Below are 20,468 nucleotides of genomic sequence, written 5' to 3' on the forward strand. Positions count from 1 at the left end.
AGAACTCTATTTTCAGCCCCTCACCTGCCCCGTGGGGCCGGAGGCCACCGGCCAAAGCCCCAACCAGGCAGGGAAAAGGCGAGAGAAAGAGCTTTCCTGCGGAGGGGCTTCCCCTCCGCGCCTCCCCTTTCCGGTGCGACCGCCCGTGGAAGGAAAAAGCGACAGGCGGAGGCCTCGCTCATGCTGTTCAGTTGATGCGAATAGGGCAGCCAACCGCCATCCCCAGCCTGCACGAAATCCGCTTGACGAGGGCTTGAGGGCTCGCTATACTCGGCCCGAGGAGGTACGATGCCGATTCGCCGATCCGTGCGTATTCCGTGGCGTCCCCTGCTCATCATCGCACTGGGTCTCATCGCAGCCGTCGCCTTGTGGCGACCGCTTTCACATATGCTGGCGGACATGGAGAGCGCCAGGGAGTGGCTGGCCGCTCTGGGACCGTGGGGGCCGATCGCCCTGATCGCCGTGAACGCCGCGCAGATCGTGTTCGCCCCGATCCCCGGCTACTTCGTGCAGATGGCCGGCGGTTACCTGTTCGGCGCGGTGCCGGGCGCGCTCTACGGCCTGGCGGGGATGCTGATCGGCGGCGCGCTGGCGATGGTGCTGGCCCGGCGATTGGGACGCCCCTTCGTCGAGCGATGGCTGGGCGCGGAGCGCGTGGCCCGTTGGGAGCACGCCGTCCACGCGGACGCGCTGTGGGTGTGGTTCCTCTTGATGGCAAGCCCGGTCGGCGATGCCCCCTACTACCTGGCTGGCCTGACCCGCATCCCGATCTGGAAGCTCCTGGGCGTGGTGCTCCTCACTCGCGGGCCCTCCGTCGGGATCGTGGCGGCGGTAGGGGCCGGGGCGATCGCCCTGTCCCCCCGACTGCTGTTGGGGGCGCTCCTGGCGATCCTGTTGGCCGGCCTGCTGCTGTATCGAACGGGACGGCGGATCGCGGCGAGCGTCGAGGAACGGGTGCTGCGCCGGGCGAGGCGAACGAGCGAATCCTGAGAGAGACGATATATTATGTCAACCATCAGGGCGTGAGGTACCATGGGTGACGACGAAGCGGCAGGAGAGACCTGTCACCTCTGTGCTGGGCAGGCCGTAACCCGATGTCGCACGTGCGGTCGGCCGGTCTGTTCCGAGCATCTGGTCCCATATCCCGACGAGTTGGTGGAGGCCTTCGGCCCGGACGGCTGCCAGCGCTGCGTCGATCGGGCGATCACGGAGATCGAGCGCGGCCGTCAGCGACGGGAGCGAAAACGGGAGCGGGATGTGGCCTATCGCACGTGCGCGGTGTGTCAGCAGGTGTTCGAACAGACGCTCCCCGCCTGTTCCGTGTGCGGTCGGCGCGTGTGCCTGGACCACTCCATCCGCTATCGACGGCGATTCCGTTTCGGAAACCGCAGGGATTCCATCGCCGGCACATGGTATTGGGAATACGACGTGCGCTGCCTGGAGCACCGCCGCCATCTCTGGCTGGATCGCCTGCGGGGATGGCGGATCGACCCGAGGACGGAGGAACAGATCGAGGTGACTTCCACGGAGTGAGACATCGGAGCCCCGCTTCACCGCTGCATTCGTATGATGCGCGAGTTGTGTCGGCGTCCCGGCTTCGCCGGGGGCCGGCCGGGAGGCGAGAGATGGTTCGTCGACAGTGGATTCTGGCTGTATTGATCTGCCTCTGGTGGGCCGCGTGCGCGGCTCCACCCCCTTCATCCCCCACCGCCCACGTGCTTCCCACCGCGACGCCCTCATCGGAAGACCCATACGCACGCCTGCGACATGAGATGGTGGAGAAGACCATGCGCGCTCGAGACATCACCGACGAGCGCGTTCTGGCGGCCATGGAGAAAGTGCCCCGCCACGAGTTCGTCCTGCCCGAATACCTGGATCAGGCGTACGCGGATCACCCCCTGCCCATCGGCTTCGGCCAGACGATCTCCCAACCCTACATCGTGGCGTTGATGACGCAGCTTTTGCAGCTACAGCCCACGGATAAGGTGCTGGAGATCGGCACGGGGTCCGGATACCAGGCGGCCGTGCTGGCCGAGCTGGTGGACGAGGTGTACACGATCGAGATCATCCCGGAGCTGGCCCAATCGGCAAAGGAGCGGCTGAAGCGGCTGGGGTACAAGAACGTGCATGTGCGCCAGGGCGATGGTTATTACGGCTGGCCGGAGGAGGCGCCATTCGACGCCATCATCGTCACGGCGGCGCCGGACCACGTGCCCCCTCCCCTGGTGCAGCAACTGAAGGACGGCGGCCGGCTGGTCATCCCCATCGGGCCGCCGGGTGGATATCAGACGCTGTGGCAGATCGTCAAACGCGGCGAGAACCTGGAGGCCAACAACATCGCCGGCGTGCTCTTCGTGCCGATGACGGGCGCCGCGCAGAAGGAAGGGCGTCCCGGCGGGGTAGATATCCTGGGATCAACCCCGTGACCACCGCTCCATACGAACCATAGCCGCCAGGGCCAACACGTAGCTGGCCGCACCCACATACAGCACGGCACTGAATCCCAGATCCAGGGCCAGCAACGCCGCCAACACGGCGCTGATGACGGAAAGACACCCGTTGACCGCCCAGGCCCACGGGGTAATGCCGGGCATCGCCGCCTCCGCCCGGGCCAATCCGGCGGGAAACGGGATGCCCAGCAGCAGCCCGAGAGGCGCCAGCAAACCAGCCGTCACGCCCAGCCGGGCCCACAGCGGCCATCCCAGCGCGCCCTCAAAGGTCAGGCGTAACACGGTCGGCCACACCACGATGATCAGGATCAGCCCGGCGAGCGCCGGGATCAGGCGGACGCGAGGGGCCAGCATGCTCCCTATCCCCGAGAAGAGCAGCAGGCCCGACAACACCGCCGCCAACGCCAAAGTGGGATGCCCCAGGAAGAGGATGAACCGCTGCACCAACGGGATCTCCACCAGCAGGAACCCCAATCCCAGCCCGCCGAAGTAGAGCAACGCGTGGACTCGCAGGCCGGGAGCCATCTGGCGCTGCCGGACTCGCTTACGCAGGACGACGGGCAGCACGATCAGGACGACGGATGCCAGCGCGGCCAACGCCAGCAGCGCCACCAGGACGAAGTACCCTGACCCGCCGAACGGCTGCCAGCGCTGTCCCAGCGTGCGCAGGATGGCCGGCGTCTGCGCCCACTTGAAGAAATGGAAGAAGAAGGGCCGGTCGTCCGTCGGCGGCCACACGGCGAACGCGTACTCCCGATAGAAGGCTTCTCGATCGCCCGTCAGGATCCGGGCGAAGGCGCGCTCGTAGTACGGCTCCGGCAAACGATTGATCCGGTTCATCTCCTCGAGGCGCACCCCCGGCCCCGCTACCAGATCGAAGCTGCGGTCGGCCGCGAAGGCGCGCACCGCCACCACCTCCTCCCCGGTGAGCGGCGACCGGGAGATGAGCAGCGTGCCCGTCTGCATGCCGCGGAAGGCGAGCAGATGCATGGCCGGATCCTCCACCCCCTCCCGATCCAACGCCTCGACGGCCAGCGCGGCCGCCCGTACCCACTCGCTGGGAGGCGTCTGCAGCCAGCGGGTCACTACCAGGATCCCTCGTGGGGTCAGACGGCCCAGATACGCCTGGAAGGCCTCCACCGTCCAATCGTACGTCTCGGCCAGGCTGTACGCGCCCGACGTGACCGGCCGATATGGCTCGGACAGCGGGAGGACGATGAGATCGAAGCGGGCGGTGGTCCGGTGCAGATAGGTGCGGGCCTCCTCGTGCACCACGGTGACGTTCGGCTCGACGTACGGGGAGCGACCGGCCGTGGCGTTCACGGCGCGGGTGATGAGCGGATTCGGCTCCACGACCACCGCCGACGATGCCCCAGACCGCAGCGCAGTCCACACCTCCAGGCCACCGCGCGGGTGGAGGATCAGCGTCCGGGCGCCCGGGCGCATCCGGTAGGCGATGGCCGTGGGCAGATCATCGATGAAGGACCAGTCGGTCACCCGGTCGGCGAGGAGGATGGGGGCCAGCCCATCGCCGTCGACCAGGAGCCCGCGCTGGGGCGGAATGGTGCCCATATAGGCATAGCTCAGCCCCGGCAGCGAGCGGATGGTGCTGCTCTCCACCACATCGACTCGCCCCTGGGCGTTCTCGGCGTGGAAAACGATGCGAGCGTCGGGATAGTTCAGGACCAGGCTCAGCCCCTTGTACGGCGAGAGGTGGAGCGCCAGCCATGGAGGTTGCCACCACGCCAGCACGAGGAGGATCGCCCCAGCCCCCAGGCCCAGCCAGCGCAAGGGCCGCCGCCGCCAGCCGAAGCCCACAACGGAGAGGCTGCCGATCCCAGCGGCCGCGGCGATGGTACCCGGCCCTCCTAACATGCCCAACAGCAGCGGCGCGGCGATTCCCCCGGCCGCCGACCCCACCAGGTTGGCCGCATAGGCGCGATGGGCACGCGTCGGCTCGGAGGACAGGGCGAGCGCGATGCCCAGGCCCGCGCAGAAGAAGGGGGCGGCGAGGGCAAGGAAGTACAGCGCCAGATAGAGGGCCTGCCGACGCTCCCAGGCGATGGTGTAGGAGTCAAAGGGAAGCCAGTTCGCGATGAGGTATCCGCCCAGGGCGGTGACACCGAAGCCGGCGGCGATCGCGGCCAGACGTCGTGCAATGGGAGGATGTCGCCAGCCGGACGCCAGGCTCAGCGCCGTGCCGCTGGCGCCATATCCCAGCAGGGCCACGCTCACCGCCATGAAGGCGAAGTGATAGAACTGCGTGATCGCGAAGACCCGCGTCAGCACGATCTCCAACAACAGCGCGGCCGCCGCCAGGAGAAACAGCCCCAGATCCGTCGCGGACAAGGTGGCCCTCCCTCAGGGCGATGCGGGTGAAGACGACAGACGACGAACGGCAAGTGCGAAGAGAGCCATGCTCCTACCCGGCCACCGTCTTCCGACCGTCGTCTTTCGTCTCTCGTCCGTCGTCTATTCCTCCACCAACTCCCGCGCTTGAGCGATCTGCGCCTCAATGGCGGCGCGCGCGGTGCCCCCCGCGCTGCGGCGTCGCTCCACCGAGCGCTCGAAGTCCCAGACCTCGGCCACGTCCTCGGCGAACAGCGGGGAGATGGCCCGCAACTCGGCGAGGGGAAGCCGGCTGAGCGGGACGCCAAGCTCCTCCGCACGCCGCACAGCCCGGCCAACCACGTGGTGGCTCTCCCGGAAGGGCATCCCCTTCCGTACCAGGTAGTCGGCCAGGTCGGTGGCCAGCAGATCATCCGACAGGGCGGCGGCCATCCGGTCGGGGTGCAACGTCATCTCCCGCAGCACGGCCGCGGTGAGCGGCAGTGCAACCGCCAGGGTGTCGGCCGCGTCGAACAGTCGTTCCTTGTCCTCTTGCAGGTCGGAGTTGTACGTCAGCGGCAGGCCCTTCACCACGGTGAGCAGAGCGGTCAGATCGCCAATGAGGCGTCCCGCCTTCCCTCGCAGCAGCTCCAGCGTGTCCGGGTTCTTCTTCTGCGGCATCAGGCTGGAGCCGGTGCTGTGTGCGTCGGACAGGGTGACGAAGCCGTACTCGGCCGTGCACCACAGCGTCAGATCGGCGGCCAGCCGGCTGAGGTGAACGCCCAGGATGGCCGCCCAGCCGAGGAACTCCAGAATGAAGTCGCGATCGGACACCGTGTCCATGGCGTTCGGCGTAATGCCGGGGAATCCCAGATCCTCGGCCAAAGCCTGGCGATCCACGTCGAAGGGATTGCCAGCGAGGGCGCCCGCGCCCAGCGGACACAGATCGGCCCGCCGCATGAGATCATCCAGCCGCTCCCGATCCCGCTGCCACATCCAGAAGTAGGCCATCATCCACAGGGCGAAGCGTACCGGTTGAGCGCGTTGGAGGTGCGTGTAGCCGGGCATGAGCACATCCAGCCCCGCCTCCGCCCGCTCGATGGCTGCCTTCTGCAGGTCGAGCAGCGCCGAGCGAAGCTGCCTGCTGGTGTCTCGCAGCCAGAGCCGCACATCGGTGACCACCTGATCGTTGCGCGAGCGTCCGGTGTGCAGCTTGCCCGCGATCTCCTTGCCGATGATCTCGCCCAACCGTCGCTCGTTGGCCGTATGGATGTCCTCGTCTTCCGGCTGGATGGCAAAGGTCCCGGCCGCCCACTCCGCCCGCACGGCCTCCAGCCCCTCGATCAGCCGATCTCGCTCCTCCTCGGTGATAAGGCCGGCGCGACAGATCGCCCTGGCCCACGCGATCGACCCCGTGATGTCCGCGTCCCACAACCGCTGATCGAAGCCGATGGAGTGCGTGAACCGGGCGGCCAACGGGTCCGGCCCCTCGCTGAAACGTCCTCCCCAAAGAGCGGTCATCGCCTCTCCTCTCCACACGACATTCGGAAGCATAATGACAGGACGACCTCAAAGGCGTCCCGCTCGCTCGGGCTGATTATACGGGACGATCCCGATTTCACCAACCAGGCCCCTGACACGGTAGTGTATCCAAAATGGTGGAAGTCCCTTCTGAGGGACTGCGCCCCTCAAAGCTCCCGCCGCATTTCCACCGAAAAAGATACACTACCCTGACATTAACCAACCAGAAACCCTGGCCCTTGGCCGGTAGGGGCGACACATCCTATGACGCCAATCCTATGGCGCGGGTTTCCCACAGCAAAGACGCTGGCGTTTGTCGCAGCGAGATCTCCAGGGATGCGTCGCCCTTACACAACAGGTACCCTTAGGCCTCTCTTCTTGCCAGGGAAGGGACACAGCTATGGTCCCACCTTCTCAAAAGGCCAAACTCCAGGATTCCTACATCACCGCTGACAACGGGGACAGAAGAAGGTGGAACGCTGGGCCAGCCGAATGCGCTGGACGGGGGTGCCACACACCGGGCAGGGCTCCTCTGCCCGCCGGAAGACCTGGAGACGCTCCTGGAATCGGCCGCTTTCCGCCGCCGGAGGGCGGTAGTTCTGGAGGGTACTGCCTCTGGCCCGGATCGCCTCGGCCAGGATCATCCGGATCGCCGCGTGAAGCCGACGGATCTCCCCGTCGGTCAGGCTATCAGCCGGGCGACGGGGGTCGATGCGCGCCGCGAACAGAACCTCATCCGCGTAGATGTTCCCCAGGCCAGCGATGCAGTGCTGATCCAGAAGCGCCGCCTTGATAGGCGTACGGCGTCCCCGCAGGCAGGCGGCCAGATCTCTGGCTGTAAACGATCGATCGAGCGGCTCCGGCCCCAGCCCGCCCAGCACCGTCTCCGGATCCTGCACCAGCCACAATCGCCCAAATTTTCGCTGATCTGTGAAATGGAGCGCCCGGCCGTCATCCAGCGATAGGATCACCCGGGTGTGGGGGTCCACAGGGCGGTCAACCGGCTGGACGCGCAGATTGCCCGTCATGCGCAGATGGATCAGAAGCGTCCAGCCATCCGTCAAAGGGAGCACCAGGTACTTGCCACGCCGTGTGACGTTGAGGACCCGCCGGCCGCGCACGAGCGAGAGGAACTTCTCGGGGGATGGGCAGGCGATGGATCTCGGCCAGTAGACGGCCGCCTCGGTGATCTGGCGCCCGATCAAATGGGGGCGCAGTTCGCGAGCGGTGGTCTCGACCTCCGGCAGCTCAGGCATGCCAGGTTACTCCTAGCGTGCGCGCGTCAGCCAGCTGGCCACACCTAGGATCACCACCGCGGCGACCAGGATCACCTCCAGCGCGCGTATCCAGGCGATGGGCACGCCGAAAAGGCGTTCCTCTCTGCCCTCCACCCAGCTGACCTCCCCTTCTGGGACGGGGCCTCGTCCCGGTGCACGCTCCGGCGCCTTTACGAGGGGAACAGGGGTGGGCGTCGCCGGCGCAGGGGCGGCCACCTGCGTGGCCACGATCGTCGGAGGTGCCGGGGTGGGGGTGGCCAAGGCTCCCGCCTGAGCGGTCGCCGTGGCGTCCTCAGGGGCTGCAGGTGCCACCGCGGGCGGCTGCCCGGCCGCGACGGCGGTCTCCGCCGTCGGCGATTCAGGTGCAGCCGGCTGTGGGGCACCCGGGGGAGCCTTCCTCGCGACGACAGCGGGCTCCTCCTCCTCGGCAGCCGCCGGCACTTCCAGGGGCGGAGCGACCAACGTGCGCACTTCCGGTGCCGCCTCTCCGCCGGCCCCCTTCGGCACTTGCCCCTCCGCTGGTGGGGCCTCTGGGGCTTCAACCTTCTCCATGACCAACGGGGCGGGGGGCGGGGCACCCGGCGCCGCCTCCTGCGTAGGCAGGCCCTTCTCCTCTTGAGCGGGGATGGACTCCGCCTTCAGGGCCGTCTCCATCGTCGCCGCCGGGATCTCAGCCTCTTCCACGGCCACCGCTTGCTTCCGCTCCAGTGGGGCCGGCGCGCGGCTCCCGACCGCAAGCTGGCCGGAAAGCCAGAAATCCCCCACCAACAGGACGACCAGCAAAGTGGCCGCCAGGGCGGTCGCGCCGCGCAGGTAGAGGGACAGCGTCAGTCCGCGCCACCGACGCCAGAACGGCTCCCGGCGATCCGGCGCCACATCGGCCTCGCTCAACGTGAAGGCCCGGGGCAAGGACGCTCGTGGCAGGTTCGACAGCAGGGAGACCGTATGCTGCAGCGTCTGCAAGCGGAAAGCCACGTCCGGGTCACGAGCGACGGCTTCCTCCACCGCCTCTCGCTCCTCAGGCGTCACCTCGCCATCGATGTAGGCGGACAGCAGCTCATCCGTTACGCGAACACGCGGCCGGCGTCTCCCGCCCGAGTTCCCTGTTCCGGCTTTCATTCCCCTGTTTGGCACCTTACGTCACCCATTCGCTTCGATCTCACGACAAACGCACATCCTGGCAAGCCGTCACACCAGACACCATCCCGCTTGCCTAATCATTTCTAAGACGATAGCGTCGCGGGAGAAGTTCCTGACGCTCCAGCAGGTAATCCCGCAGTCGCGCCCGCCCCCGGCTCAAGCGCGACTTCACCGTCCCCAATTGCACGCCCGTCACCTCCGCGATCTCCTGATAGGAGAGGCCCTCGATATCGGCCAGGACCAGCGTGATCCGTTGATCCTCCGGCAGACGCTGGATCCCTTCCTGGATGAGGGCGCTCAGCTCCTGGCGGAGGGCGTACTCCTCCGGGTCCTCGCCATCATACACGAGACGAGCGGCGTGTTCGGGATCAACGGCCATATCCTCCAGGGAGCTGGTCGGCCGACGCTTCTGGGCCCGCAGGCGATCATAGCAGGTATTGGTCACGATGCGCAGGAGCCAGGACTTGAAGGAGCCACCGCGAAAGTTCCGCAGCGCGCGGAACGCCTTGAGGAACCCGTCCTGCGTAGCGTCCGCTGCCGCATCGGGATCTCCCAAGACGCGATAAGCCACGTTATAAGCCAACCCCTGGTATGTCAACACCAGCTGGTTGAAGGCGGACAGTTCGCCCCGTTGCGCGGCTTGAATGAGCTCCCCTTCGTCCATACTCGGTGACGCTCCGAGCGTTGTCAATCGGCCTCGTGGGCTTTCTGGCGGGAAAACGGCTCATCTTGCGGCTCATTTGACGTTTCGCCCGGAATGGGCTATACTGAAAAACGTCAGCGTGCCGAAGTGGCGGAACTGGCAGACGCGCACGACTCAAAATCGTGTGGGGTTATCCCGTGTGGGTTCGACTCCCACCTTCGGCATCTGCCAGATGGGTTTTTAGCCTCCTTGTCGCATTATACCAGGGAACCAGAAAGGTGGCTAAAACCTTCTCAGAAGATGACGTTATGATAACTTGCGAACAGGCTGGGGGCATGGAGCACGATCCGTTCCTGCCCCCTGCTTATTGTCTTCACGTGGACGCATCCGGTATGGCGAGTAAGTCGCTCCAGCTTAACCCTTGGCTCCTTCTCCTCTCCCTGTCCCTGGCCCTGCTCATCATGACCGGGTGTCAGCGCGTGGAGGACGGAAAGGATCTCTCACCCGCGGAGAAGGAGGCCCAGGCCGTACAGATCGCGGCGGACTTTGCTCAGGATGCGGATCTGGAGCAAGCACAGACCAGGCTTCACGCCCTCGACGTGCCCAACGCGGAGCAATGGCTGGCCATGTTGGCCGAGCGCTATATCCACGAGGGCAAGGACGACGCCGCGACCGATCATCTGGTGGCGTTGTCCATGGCACTGGGAGTGAAAACGGCCACGATGGCGCGCTACGCCACGGCCAGGTTCACGGCCACGCCGGTGGCGACGCACGCGTCCACCTCCGCGCCGGAGGTCTCCCCCACGTTTACCTTCACGCCCGTGCCGCCGACGGCAACGCCCACCCCTGTATTGCCCACCCCCACTCCCACGGTCACTCCCATCCCCCAAGCCGTGGTTCAGGCGGATGTGCTCAATGTGCGATCCGGCCCCAGCACGGACTACCCGATTGTGGGGCGACTCGCCGCCGGGGATGCGGTGACGATCACCGGACAAAACGCCGCGGGCACATGGTGGCAAGTCTGCTGTGCAGGCGAGAAGTCGGGGTGGATCTACGGGGCCCTGGCGGAGTCACAAGGCGAGACCGGCGACGTGCCGGTTGTGCGTGATGTCCCCCCACCGCCTCCGACGCCGACCCCCCTGCCCCCTACGGCAACGCCCGTGCCACAGCCGCAGGTAGATTTCCGCGTGGCCAGCACCCGGCTGCTGAGCATCCAGGAGAATGGCGGGTGTGTGGGCATGCACAACATCTTCGTGACCGTGATAGACGCCGCTGGAGCCCCGCTTGACGGCATCCAGGTTGGGCGCGTTTGGGTGCCCGATGACATCAAGGTGACCGGCGCTGATGGGAAGGGACCCGGCCGCGTCGTCTTCGATCTGTTCAAACACGGCGACCAGGTCCGCGTGCTGAACTTCAGCAGCGAGACCACCCGCCCCCTGGAAGTGGAAGACGAGAAGATCCCCATTCCGGAGCTCATTGGGGCCGGATATTGCCCGGATGAGGCGGAATGCCGCCGCCTCATCAACGAAAATCGACTCTGCCGCTATCACTACTCGTGGGAGGTGATCTTCCAAAGGACGTGGTAGCTGACACGCTCGCTTCAGGCAATGGTAGGACAATCGACAGGCGAGCGACTTGGACGATCTGGCCATTATCGGTTATCTTTATCCATGGCAAAGCACGCAGCGCAATATCGAGATGCATAGGGGGATTTCATAGTGAATGCCCGTATCCTGAAAGAGACGCCACTTTTCTCCTTGCTATCCGAACCCGACCTGGAACGGATAGCGGAGCGGCTGCAGCCTCAAGAGCTGGCCCAAGGTGAGCATCTCTTCAACATCGGTGACGAGGCGAGGGCCTTGTACATCGTCCGCTCGGGCTGGGTACGCCTGGTCTCGAGCGGGGGGGATGTGCTGGCCAGCCTGGGTCCCGGCAGCGTGATCGGAGAGGCGGACCTGTTCCGCGGCCATCCACGCTCTACCGGCGCCATCGCGGCGACCCCACTGGAGCTGTGGGAGTTGAGCGACGACGATCTCACCGAGCTGATCACGCAACATCCGCCATTGGGCGTCGCCCTCAGCCGGGCCTTCGGGGGACATGTGGTGCAGATGGAGGCCTACCTGACATCCAGGCTGCACCATGTGGCGGGGCTGGAGGAGGTGAACGAGGACGACCTCGCCGCCCTAGCCCGCCTCCTGGAGCCCGTCGACGTCCCCAGCGGACAGGTGCTCTTCCAGGCCGGGGATCGCCCCGAGGCCCTGTTCATCATCGAGTCAGGGAAGATCACCCTGCTGCCGGGCGAGCAGGGCGGCGAGCCGAAGACCCTGTCCGAGGGACAGCTCTTCGGCGAGATGGCGTTGCTCACCAATAAGCCACATTTCTATGGCGCTCAGGCGGCCACGGACGCGCTGTTGTGGATGCTGGGCCGCGATGAGTTCCAAATGCTGATTCACCGACATTCCGGGCTGGCCAGGGCCCTGAGCAAAGGGCTGCACGCCCCCCTCAGCTCGGAGGATCAGGCGGCCGCCGCCGAGGTCCTGGCCCGTATGCCGCTCTTCGAGGGGCTGCCGCACGAGGTGCTGAGCACCATCGCCAGCCGGCTGTTGCTGCTCCACATGCCGGCCGGCGAGATCATCTTCTCCGAGGGCTCCCGCTCCGACGCCATGTATCTGGTGGAATCGGGCGAGGTAGAGCTTCTGCAGACCTCCGGGCAACGGCAGGAGGCGTTGGCCCGCATCGGGCCCGGAGGCTTCTTCGGCGAGATGGCGTTGCTCACCGGGCGACCCCGCTCTGCGACGGCGATGGCGACGCAGCCGACCAACCTCTGGGTGCTCTATCGCAACGAGTTCGAATCCCTGGTCGTCCGCCATCCGGCCATCGCCACAGCGGTCAGCCGCGGCCTCTCGGAACGACTGGCGGAGGCGGGAGAGGCTCACGTGGAGCGGCACCTCCGTCACATCCGCCTGCTGCAAGGGCTACCCCAGGAGGCCCTGCGGGAGATCGCGGAGTTCCTGCGTCCGATGCGCTATCGTCAGGACGAGATCATCTACCGCCAGGGCGATCCCCCGGACTTCCTCTACCTGATCGAATCCGGGCGCGTCGTCCTCCTGATGGAGGAGAACGGCGCGGAGGTGCCGGTGGCGACGCTGGATGCCGGCGATTTCTTCGGAGAGCGCGCCGTGCTCGCCGAGGAGCGCCGGATCACCAGCGCGCAGGCGGCGACGGACGTGGATGTGTGGCTGCTCCGTCCCAGCGACTTCGAGATGCTCTCCGCTCGATATCCGAAGCTGGCGCTCAACCTGAGTCGCGGCCTGGCCTCCCGCCTGAGCGAGCGCGGGGCGCAACCAGCGGAGCCGCCCCCCGCCCGGGAAAGCGCCGCCATGGCGGCCACCCGGACATCCCCGGCCGTCACCGCTGCGGCCCCCACGCCACGCCCCGTCTCCCCAACGCGGCCTCGAGCCGACCGAGCGCGACCGCGCCGCCAGCCGAGGCCCCGCCTGGAGATCGACGGTGTGGCGAGCTGGTTCCGATCGCTGAGCCTGAGCGCGAAGATCCGGCTGGCGGTGGTCCTGATCCTGCTCGCCTGGCTCCTGGGGGTGGCCGCACCATCCGTGTTGATCAGCACGGTGGGCTACGCCAGCTCGGCGCTAAACAGCATCGGCAATGTGGCTAACCCGCCGGTGGATCCCGTCAACGAGGAGATCCAGGCCATCGCGATGGCCCCGACGACGGAGGAACTGGCGGAGCCGACGGCCACATACACGCCGCTGCCCACGGATACACCGGTGCCTACGGACACGCCGACGCCCACACCGACGCCCACGAACACGCCGACGGCCACGCCGACGCCGATCCCGACGAACACGCCCACGCCGCGGCCCACTCGTCCGAAGCCGCGTCCGACCCCGACGCCCGAGCCGCGAGCGGCAGCCGCGGCCATCAGCTGGGACGGCCGGCTGGATCAGCTCGGCGTGGGACTGCGGCCGGCCAATGTGGCGCCCGGGCAGCCTTACTGGCGGCTCATCGAGGCGCGATGGGCGGATGAGCGGGAATCCGAGGGGCGGCATCACATCTTCGTGAACGTCCTGGACGAGGCTGGCAACCGCATCGTCGGCCAGCCGATCCGAATCGCCTGGCGTGATGGGTCCGTCATCGGGAAGACGGAAGACAAACCGCCAACGGAGTACTCATACAACTTCCAGATGTACGCCGCAGGCAACTCATATGACGTCTCCATCGAGGGGTTGCCCAGCGACACCGTCACCGGCATGGGGCTGGGAGATATCGCCCGCCGCACCTGGAAGATCCATACGAGCTTCTATCTGACGTTCCAACGGGCGGTTCGGTAAAGCAACCCCTGAAGCCGTTCGATCTTCATCCGGATACAGAACCTATGAGGCCGGGAGCGTGCTCCCGGCCTCGCCGCGTTCACAATCGGACGGTCATTGACCATTCCCGTGTAAACTGGTATCATGCGGCCACCCATTTCTACACGCCATTCCAATTTTGAGGAGGACAGAATGCTCACGCCATTCCGTAACGAACCCCTGACCGACTTCTCGCAGCCGGAGAACGTTCAGGCCTTCCAGGCCGCGCTGGAGAAAGTGGGCTCAGAACTGGGACAAACCTACCCGATCATCATCGGGGGAGAGCGGATAGAGACATCAGAGACCTTCGATTCCATCAATCCCGCCAACCCATCTCAGGTGATAGGCCGCTTCGCCAAGGCCGATGCGGATCTGGCCCGACGTGCTGTGGAAGTCGCCGCTGAGGCGTTTGAGACATGGAAGCGCATACCGCCCGAGGTGCGCGCCCGCTACCTGCTCAAGGCGGCTGCCATCATGCGAGCGCGCAAGCACGAGTTCAGCGCCTGGATGGTGTACGAGGTGGGGAAATCCTGGGTGGAGGCCGACGCGGACACGGCGGAGGCCATCGACATGCTCGAATTCTACGCCCGGGAGATGATCCGCCTGGGCGGATCCCAGCCCGTAGTCCCATATCCCGGCCGAGAGGCGGACCTGCTCTACATCCCATTGGGGGTCGGCGCGGTGATCCCCCCGTGGAACTTCCCCAACGCGATCATGACGGGCATGACCTCCGCCTCATTGGTGACGGGCAACACCGTCGTCCTGAAGCCTGCCAGCACCGCCCCCACCATCGCCTACAAACTGGTGGAAATCTTCAACGAGGAGCTGTTATTGCCTCCGGGCGTTCTGAATTTCCTCCCCGGCCCCGGAAGCGTCATCGGCGATGTCCTGGTCACCCATCCCAAGACCCGGTTCATCTCCTTCACCGGTTCCAAAGAGGTCGGATTGCGCATCCACGAACTGGCGGCCAAACCGCAGCCGGGTCAGATATGGATCAAGCGGACGATCCTGGAGATGGGCGGAAAGGACGCGGTGGTAGTGGACGAGACCGCCGACCTGGATGCCGCCGCGGAGGGAATCGTCGTCTCCGCGTTCGGATATCAGGGGCAGAAGTGCTCGGCCGGCTCACGCGCCATCCTGGTGGACAGCATCTACGACTCACTGCTGGAGCGGGTTGTGGAACGAGCGCGCAAGATCACTGTCGGCCCGACGGTCGACCAGTCCAACTGGATGGGGCCGGTCATCGATCAGGCGGCCTTCAATAAGATCATGGACTATATCGAGATCGGCCACGATGAGGGGAAACTGGTGTTGGGCGGTCACGCCATCAACACGCCCGAGGGCGGTTATTTCATCGAGCCCACCATCTTCGCCGATGTGGATCGAAACGCCCGCATCGCGCAGGAGGAGATCTTCGGCCCCGTGCTGTCCGTCATCCGGGCCCGCGATTTCGACGATGCGCTGGAGATCGCCAACGGCACCGAGTACGGCCTGACTGGCGCCCTCTTCAGCCGGGATCGCCTGCGGCTGGAGCGTGCCCGTCACGAGTTCCACGTCGGGAACCTGTACTTCAACCGCAAGTGCACCGGCGCCCTGGTCGGCGTGGAGCCATTCGGCGGATTCAATATGAGCGGAACGGACTCGAAGGCGGGCGGCAGCGATTACCTGCTGCTCTTCATGCAGGCGAAGTCCATCAGCGAGCTGCTCTAACCCACGGCCGCTATCCCACTCGCAAAAAGACATATGCCGAGCGGACGATCCGCTCGGCATATATATTTCTCCGCCGTCCCTCAGGTCTCACCGGCGCAGGAAACGCCGCTCCAGCTCCTCCAGGCTCAGGGTGATGAAGGCCGGACGTCCATGTGGACAGACGGCCGGGGACCAGTGTGCAGCCATCTCGTCGACCAGCTTCTGCATCTGGTCGAAGGAGAGGATATCGCCAGCCTTGATGGCGGCCGTGCAGGCCGCTCGCGCCGCCAGCGTCTCCCGCAACGCGGTTGCGTCGGACCACCTCCGGGAGGCGATCTCTTCGATCAGGGCGGTGATCAGGTCGGCCAACGGCACCCGTGCCAGGGAGACCGGAAGGGATCGCAGGATCAACACGTCCTTGCCGAACGGCTCGATCTCAATGCCCAGATCGGCCAACACGTCCAGATGCTCGGAGAGCACGGCCGCCTCACGCGAGGTGATGGGTAGGCGGAAGGGCGGGCTCACCTCCTGGCGATGTTCCCCGCGCAGCAACCGCTCGAAGAGGATGGCCTCATGCGCCGCGTGGGGATCGACGACCACCAGCCCCTCCGGCGATTGGGCCAGGATGTAGCTGTTGTGCAACTGCCCCACCGCCCGCAGCGGGGAATCGGCGTGATAGCCCGGGCCGACCTCGCGAAGCTGCTCATACGCGGTATCCTGGGTGTACTCCCCGAAAGGCCACTCCATCGCGCTGGGCGTGCCATCCCGAGGGAACGGGTTCAACGCCTCCTCCACCGCCTGCGAGAGCGCCCAATAGATGGACCGTTCATGCATGAATCGCACCTCTGCCTTGGTGGGATGCACGTTCACATCCACATAGACCGGATCCATGTCGATGAACACGACGGCCATGGGATGGCGGCCGAAGGGCAGCCGCCCCTCGTAGGGGCGCTCCAGAGCGATGGCCAACAGCCCCGAACGGACGGGACGTCCGTTGACGTAGAAATGCTGGGCCTGACGGCGCGCCCGGCCCAGGGAGGGGCGGGAGATGATCCCGTGCACCCGGAGATCGGCGGCCGTCCACTGCAAGGAGACGCTCTCCTCCGCGAACTCTCGGCCCAGGCAGACGGCGACCCGCTCCTGTAGCGTCCCGGCCGGAGCGACCAGCGTCTCCCGGCCATCCGCGGAGAAACGGAAGGCGACGCGCGGGTAAGCCAACGCGTAGCGCACCACGGTATTCCGACACAGCTCCGCCTCGCGCAGCGGGGACTTCAGAAACTTGCGTCGAGCCGGGGCGTTGTAGTACAGGTTGGTGACGGTGACACTACACCCGGCCGGGGAGGCAGCCGGCTCAACGGTGGTACGGCCATCCTGCACGGTGGCGTGAGTGCCCTCGAGCTCCTCTCGGGCGCGCGTGCGTAGGTCCACACGGCTGACGGCCGCGATGGCGGCCAGGGCCTCGCCGCGAAAGCCCAAAGTGCGCACGCGGTGGAGATCGGACACGGAGGCGATCTTGGATGTCGCGAAGCGCTGGAAGGCCAGCGGCACATCCTCCCGCCGGATCCCCGTCCCATCGTCGGATACCCGGATCATCTCCAGCCCGCCTTGGCGGATCTCCACCGAGATGGCGGTGGCCCCGGCATCCAGGGAGTTCTCGATCAGCTCCTTCACGACGGAGGCCGGTCGTTCGATGACCTCTCCGGCCGCGATGCGCTCAGAGACGCTGGGATCCAGAACTCGGATACGAGCAGCTTCTGATTCCGTCATGACCTACGCACTCTCCTCAAACGGGATTATGGAGCACACGAGATCGAGGGGCGGTCGCGCGCGCCCGCTCGATGACGCCCAGGATGCGCTCATTCCACGACGTCCATCCATCCCCACTCGGTGGGAAGCTGCACCGGGGAGACGTCCGTCTCCTCCTCCGGGATGGCGCCGCGATCCGCGCTATCTATGGCACTCCTCGCCCCCTCCTCCGTCGGCAAGGCGATCACCTCCTCCCGACGCAATCCGTCGGGGCCGGCGCCCAGGGCCATAGAGATGGTGCGGCGCAGCGTCTTCACCATCCGCTGCATCGGGAGATCGCTGTGCATCTTGGCGAACGCGGCCACGGCCACATCGGGTTGAGGTGGCTCCTCCAGCCCATAGTGCGAACGCAGTTCCTCCCGATGATGGGTGATCCAGAGGTACAGATCCGCCTCCGTACGCTCGGGGAACTCCCGCATCACCCCCAGCTCCCGGATCTTGCGAACGATGGGCATGTACACGTTATCGTACCAGGAGGCGACCGCCTCCTCGTAGGGCACCTCCCCCTTCCGCTCCAGGCCGAGGTAGTAACGATGGACGTCGATGTGCTCCTTCAGTGACGAGTATCGGCCGGACTCGGTCAGCCGTACGTCCGCCCCCGGACGGATCTCGTCCAGCTTCGTCTGTTGCAGAAACTCGCGATACTCCACCTGTCGGATCAAGTCCTCCAGGTCGGTGCTCGTGGTGACCGTGATCCCCTCAGGGAGCGGGATCTCCGTCACATACGCCTCGATCTCCTTCAGGCCGCTGGCGCGCGCGACGGATACCCGATGGTTTCCATCCTTAACGAAGTACACCTCGCCAACCTGGTATACTTCGATAGGGGGCAGCACCTCCAGGCGGTCCATGGCAGCGTGGATATTGACCCAACGCTGACGGCTGCTGCCCGCGCGGGGCAGGAAGGCCCGAGTGAAATCCCGATACCGCCCCACGCTGCCGACGATCCGATCCAGGGGGATCATTTGTGTGCCGCGATCCACCTGCTGGTGCGCGCGCAGAATCCGCTGCACTTCATCGAAGGGTAGCAAGGCCGCCGAACGCCCTCTGATCGGAGCGAGCAACTCCTCCACAACGGCGCGTCGGGAGGCCTTCTCGAACTCCTGCTGTGACGCGAACCGGGAGAACGTGTTATCGCCTGGCATCATGCCCCCTGGGGTTAAGCACCCCCCTACGGAGGATCCTCCTCACCTATCAGGATATGCGCCTGCGCTCGCGAGCATCACACGCCGAGCCCTCGCCGCACACTCTTGAGAGATGAACATCCTCTATATAAGGAAGCTCCCTCTTCTTTATGTTAGCATACTCAGTGCGCCATGTCCAACGGGAGCCACCACGAAGAGAATCCCCTTCAGAATGTGAGGCCCTTCCTCGCTGTGGCTACGCGCAGGGCCGCCGGCCGGAGGAAAGGGAAATGAACTTCACATCCGGCTCAACGCCCGGGAGGTGCTTGTTTCCCCTTGGGAAAAATCCGATCCGTGTGCTAGAATAGCATCCAGCAGGTGCACTGTATCGGCAGAGGAGCGAAACATGCCAGGGCCTACCATCGCAGTGATCGTGCCTACCTACAACGAACGGGAAAACCTGCCAGATCTGGTGGAGAGGATCCTGGCGGTCCCCCTGGATATCCAAGTGATCGTGATCGATGACAATTCCCCGGACGGCACGGGGCAGATAGCGGATCAGCTGGCGGTGGAAACCCAACGCGTCAGCGTGATCCATCGGCCGAGGAAGCAGGGATTGGGCACAGCTTACGCCGCGGGATTCCAACGAGCCCTGGGCCTGGGGGCGGAACGCATCCTCACCATGGATGCGGATTTCTCACATGATCCCCGATATATCCCGGCACTCGTGGAGTGCACAGAGACGTGTGATCTGGCCATCGGCTCGCGGTACGTGCCCGGAGGCGCGGTGCGGCTGTGGGGATGGGAGCGGCGGCTGCTGAGCTGGGGGGCGAACGTCATCGCCCGGCTGGCTTTGGGTTTGCACGTGCGCGATTGCACCTCCGGCTTCCGCTGCTACCGGAGCGAGGCCTTGCAGGCGATCCCGCTGGAGACCATCAAGGCCGACGGGTACTCCTACCTGATTGAGATGCTCTTCCAATGCCAACTCATGGGCCTCAAGATCGGGGAGATCCCCATCATCTTCGCGGATCGTCGCCGCGGCGCCTCCAAGATCTCCCGGCAGGAGATCATCAAGGCCGGATTCACGGTGCTACGCCTGGCATGGCGAAGGCTCCGGCCCCTGATGCCCACGCCGTCAATAGCCCATTTGGGCCAAAAACAAGGAGGCTGAGCATACCGATTTCGTGGCTTACCTGTGAGGAATTTGTGGTATACTTGATATGGAACCTATAAGCGCCGGCATCATTCTCTTCCCTGTTCAGGCCTAAAGGAGAGGTGAATGCTGTCATCCCAGAATGGTGCCTCTCAGCGCAGTTTCGCGTTGATCGCCGAGGTTCGGGATCACCTGGCGAGGCTACAAAGCGAGAGCCCAGCAGACGCAAAGGATTTTCGACATCGTCTTATGGAATTACTATACGAGCAAGATGTGACATCGGCCGCTCAGGGTCGATATAGCCAGGAGTTACGGAAGACGCGGCTCCACGCATTGCGATGCCGGGAGGAGGAGCGGGCTCACCTCGCAGAGCGGCTGCGCGCCGGGCCAGGACAGTTGCTGGCGAACGCGGTAGCGGAGCTGGCGGCCTGTTTGCCCCTTCTGGAGACGGACCCGGAATTCGTCCGTCGAGGTCTGCAATCGCTGGCGGAGGAGCTGCGCGACGGACTCGATGAGCTGAGATGGATCCTGTCCGAGCTGGAGCCTCCTCAGCTGATGAGGGAACTGGGGCTGATGGATAGCCTCCAGTTATACGCGGAGCGCCTCGGCCGGCAGAACGGCATCGCCGTGGAAACCCGATTTCCTGAACAGATGCCCCGCTTCCCCCCTACTATGGAGGTGGGCATCTATCGGATCGTCCAGGAGGCGCTGCGCAACGCCGTGAGGCATGGGCAGGCGAGCTCGCTTCTCGTGGCAATTGAGCGACAGGACGACACCTGGCGCTTCATCGTGCAGGATGATGGAGAGGGATTCGACCCGGAGCAGCTATCCTATGCTCGTGGGCTGGTGAACATGTATGAGTGGGCCAGAGCCTTTGGAAGCGCTCTGGAGGTTCAAAGCAAGCCGGGGGAGGGCACCAGGGTGATCCTGAGCATTGACCCATCTGCGCTTCAGACCGACCGGGTAGTCTGAT

The 20,468-nt window shown here is 65.4% G+C and carries 15 protein-coding genes and 1 tRNA gene; 9 read left to right on the plus strand and 7 right to left on the minus strand.

Annotation, left to right across the window (positions count from 1 at the left end):
* Nucleotides 1-288 precede the first annotated feature (288 nt).
* From GXP39_19045 to GXP39_19055, 3 genes are all read left to right on the plus strand, one after another.
* On the plus strand, nucleotides 289-990 hold the full coding sequence (locus tag GXP39_19045) for a TVP38/TMEM64 family protein (GenBank protein NOZ30132.1): 702 nt from the start codon (nucleotides 289-291) through the stop codon (nucleotides 988-990).
* 42 nt (nucleotides 991-1,032) lie between these two features.
* On the plus strand, nucleotides 1,033-1,533 hold the full coding sequence (locus GXP39_19050) for a hypothetical protein (GenBank protein NOZ30133.1): 501 nt from the start codon (nucleotides 1,033-1,035) through the stop codon (nucleotides 1,531-1,533).
* A 92-nt stretch (nucleotides 1,534-1,625) separates the two neighbouring features.
* Entirely contained in the window at nucleotides 1,626-2,426 is an 801-nt protein-coding gene (locus GXP39_19055) for a protein-L-isoaspartate(D-aspartate) O-methyltransferase (protein ID NOZ30134.1), read from the plus strand.
* Here the strand turns inward: GXP39_19055 and GXP39_19060 are convergent.
* From GXP39_19060 to GXP39_19080, 5 genes are all read right to left on the minus strand, one after another.
* Nucleotides 2,415-4,799 carry a hypothetical protein gene (locus GXP39_19060; protein NOZ30135.1) on the minus strand — a complete coding sequence of 795 codons (2,385 nt, stop codon included), beginning with the start codon at nucleotides 4,797-4,799 and terminating at the stop codon, nucleotides 2,415-2,417. The two genes, GXP39_19055 and GXP39_19060, sit on opposite strands and share 12 nt — an antisense overlap.
* A gap of 123 nt (nucleotides 4,800-4,922) precedes the next feature.
* Nucleotides 4,923-6,299, minus strand: coding sequence for an argininosuccinate lyase (gene argH / locus GXP39_19065; protein ID NOZ30136.1), 1,377 nt, complete (start codon nucleotides 6,297-6,299; stop codon nucleotides 4,923-4,925).
* A gap of 443 nt (nucleotides 6,300-6,742) precedes the next feature.
* Complete coding sequence (gene mutM, locus GXP39_19070; protein ID NOZ30137.1) at nucleotides 6,743-7,555, minus strand: bifunctional DNA-formamidopyrimidine glycosylase/DNA-(apurinic or apyrimidinic site) lyase; 813 nt, start codon at nucleotides 7,553-7,555, stop codon at nucleotides 6,743-6,745.
* Nucleotides 7,556-7,567: 12 nt separating this feature from the next.
* Nucleotides 7,568-8,695, minus strand: coding sequence for a hypothetical protein (locus GXP39_19075; GenBank protein ID NOZ30138.1), 1,128 nt, complete (start codon nucleotides 8,693-8,695; stop codon nucleotides 7,568-7,570).
* 94 nt (nucleotides 8,696-8,789) lie between these two features.
* The gene (locus GXP39_19080; protein ID NOZ30139.1) at nucleotides 8,790-9,380 is read right to left on the minus strand and encodes a sigma-70 family RNA polymerase sigma factor; all 591 of its coding nucleotides are present in this window, start codon (nucleotides 9,378-9,380) and stop codon (nucleotides 8,790-8,792) included.
* Between the two features lie 120 nt (nucleotides 9,381-9,500).
* Here GXP39_19080 and GXP39_19085 point away from each other — a divergent pair.
* The 4 genes from GXP39_19085 to pruA all read left to right on the plus strand — a co-directional run bounded on the left by GXP39_19085 (nucleotide 9,501) and on the right by pruA (nucleotide 15,436).
* Nucleotides 9,501-9,583 (plus strand) — tRNA-Leu (locus tag GXP39_19085).
* 168 nt (nucleotides 9,584-9,751) lie between these two features.
* Nucleotides 9,752-10,945: an SH3 domain-containing protein gene (locus GXP39_19090; GenBank protein ID NOZ30140.1), complete on the plus strand. Its 1,194-nt coding sequence runs from the start codon at nucleotides 9,752-9,754 to the stop codon at nucleotides 10,943-10,945.
* Between the two features lie 132 nt (nucleotides 10,946-11,077).
* Nucleotides 11,078-13,708, plus strand: a complete 2,631-nt coding sequence (locus GXP39_19095; GenBank protein ID NOZ30141.1) for a cyclic nucleotide-binding domain-containing protein — start codon at nucleotides 11,078-11,080, stop codon at nucleotides 13,706-13,708.
* A 171-nt stretch (nucleotides 13,709-13,879) separates the two neighbouring features.
* Nucleotides 13,880-15,436, plus strand: coding sequence for an L-glutamate gamma-semialdehyde dehydrogenase (gene pruA, locus GXP39_19100; protein ID NOZ30142.1), 1,557 nt, complete (start codon nucleotides 13,880-13,882; stop codon nucleotides 15,434-15,436).
* A gap of 87 nt (nucleotides 15,437-15,523) precedes the next feature.
* On the opposite strand, the gene mutL is transcribed toward pruA, so the two are convergent.
* Nucleotides 15,524-17,182, minus strand: coding sequence for a DNA mismatch repair endonuclease MutL (mutL, locus tag GXP39_19105; GenBank protein NOZ30143.1), 1,659 nt, complete (start codon nucleotides 17,180-17,182; stop codon nucleotides 15,524-15,526).
* A gap of 89 nt (nucleotides 17,183-17,271) precedes the next feature.
* Nucleotides 17,272-18,366, minus strand: a complete 1,095-nt coding sequence (locus GXP39_19110) for a ParB N-terminal domain-containing protein (protein NOZ30144.1) — start codon at nucleotides 18,364-18,366, stop codon at nucleotides 17,272-17,274.
* 382 nt (nucleotides 18,367-18,748) lie between these two features.
* Between GXP39_19110 and GXP39_19115 the strand changes: the two genes are divergently transcribed.
* Complete coding sequence (locus tag GXP39_19115; protein ID NOZ30145.1) at nucleotides 18,749-19,513, plus strand: polyprenol monophosphomannose synthase; 765 nt, start codon at nucleotides 18,749-18,751, stop codon at nucleotides 19,511-19,513.
* A gap of 231 nt (nucleotides 19,514-19,744) precedes the next feature.
* A complete protein-coding gene (locus GXP39_19120) occupies nucleotides 19,745-20,467 on the plus strand; it encodes a sensor histidine kinase (protein ID NOZ30146.1) in 723 nt (240 codons plus the stop codon).
* Nucleotide 20,468 lies beyond the last annotated feature (1 nt).

This window comes from Chloroflexota bacterium, assembly GCA_013152435.1.
In the GTDB taxonomy this organism is placed as follows: Bacteria; Chloroflexota; Anaerolineae; order DUEN01; family DUEN01; genus DUEN01.

Coding starts and splice junctions, on each gene's coding strand:
- GXP39_19110 (NOZ30144.1), bottom strand. CDS start 18,366: ATGATGCCAGGCGATAACACGTTCTCCCGGTTCGCGTCACAGCAGGAG.
- GXP39_19080 (NOZ30139.1), bottom strand. CDS start 9,380: ATGGACGAAGGGGAGCTCATTCAAGCCGCGCAACGGGGCGAACTGTCC.
- GXP39_19090 (NOZ30140.1), top strand. CDS start 9,752: ATGGCGAGTAAGTCGCTCCAGCTTAACCCTTGGCTCCTTCTCCTCTCC.
- argH (NOZ30136.1), bottom strand. CDS start 6,299: ATGACCGCTCTTTGGGGAGGACGTTTCAGCGAGGGGCCGGACCCGTTG.
- GXP39_19075 (NOZ30138.1), bottom strand. CDS start 8,695: ATGAAAGCCGGAACAGGGAACTCGGGCGGGAGACGCCGGCCGCGTGTT.
- GXP39_19115 (NOZ30145.1), top strand. CDS start 18,749: ATGCCAGGGCCTACCATCGCAGTGATCGTGCCTACCTACAACGAACGG.
- GXP39_19050 (NOZ30133.1), top strand. CDS start 1,033: ATGGGTGACGACGAAGCGGCAGGAGAGACCTGTCACCTCTGTGCTGGG.
- mutM (NOZ30137.1), bottom strand. CDS start 7,555: ATGCCTGAGCTGCCGGAGGTCGAGACCACCGCTCGCGAACTGCGCCCC.
- pruA (NOZ30142.1), top strand. CDS start 13,880: ATGCTCACGCCATTCCGTAACGAACCCCTGACCGACTTCTCGCAGCCG.
- GXP39_19045 (NOZ30132.1), top strand. CDS start 289: ATGCCGATTCGCCGATCCGTGCGTATTCCGTGGCGTCCCCTGCTCATC.
- GXP39_19055 (NOZ30134.1), top strand. CDS start 1,626: ATGGTTCGTCGACAGTGGATTCTGGCTGTATTGATCTGCCTCTGGTGG.
- GXP39_19120 (NOZ30146.1), top strand. CDS start 19,745: ATGGAATTACTATACGAGCAAGATGTGACATCGGCCGCTCAGGGTCGA.
- mutL (NOZ30143.1), bottom strand. CDS start 17,182: ATGACGGAATCAGAAGCTGCTCGTATCCGAGTTCTGGATCCCAGCGTC.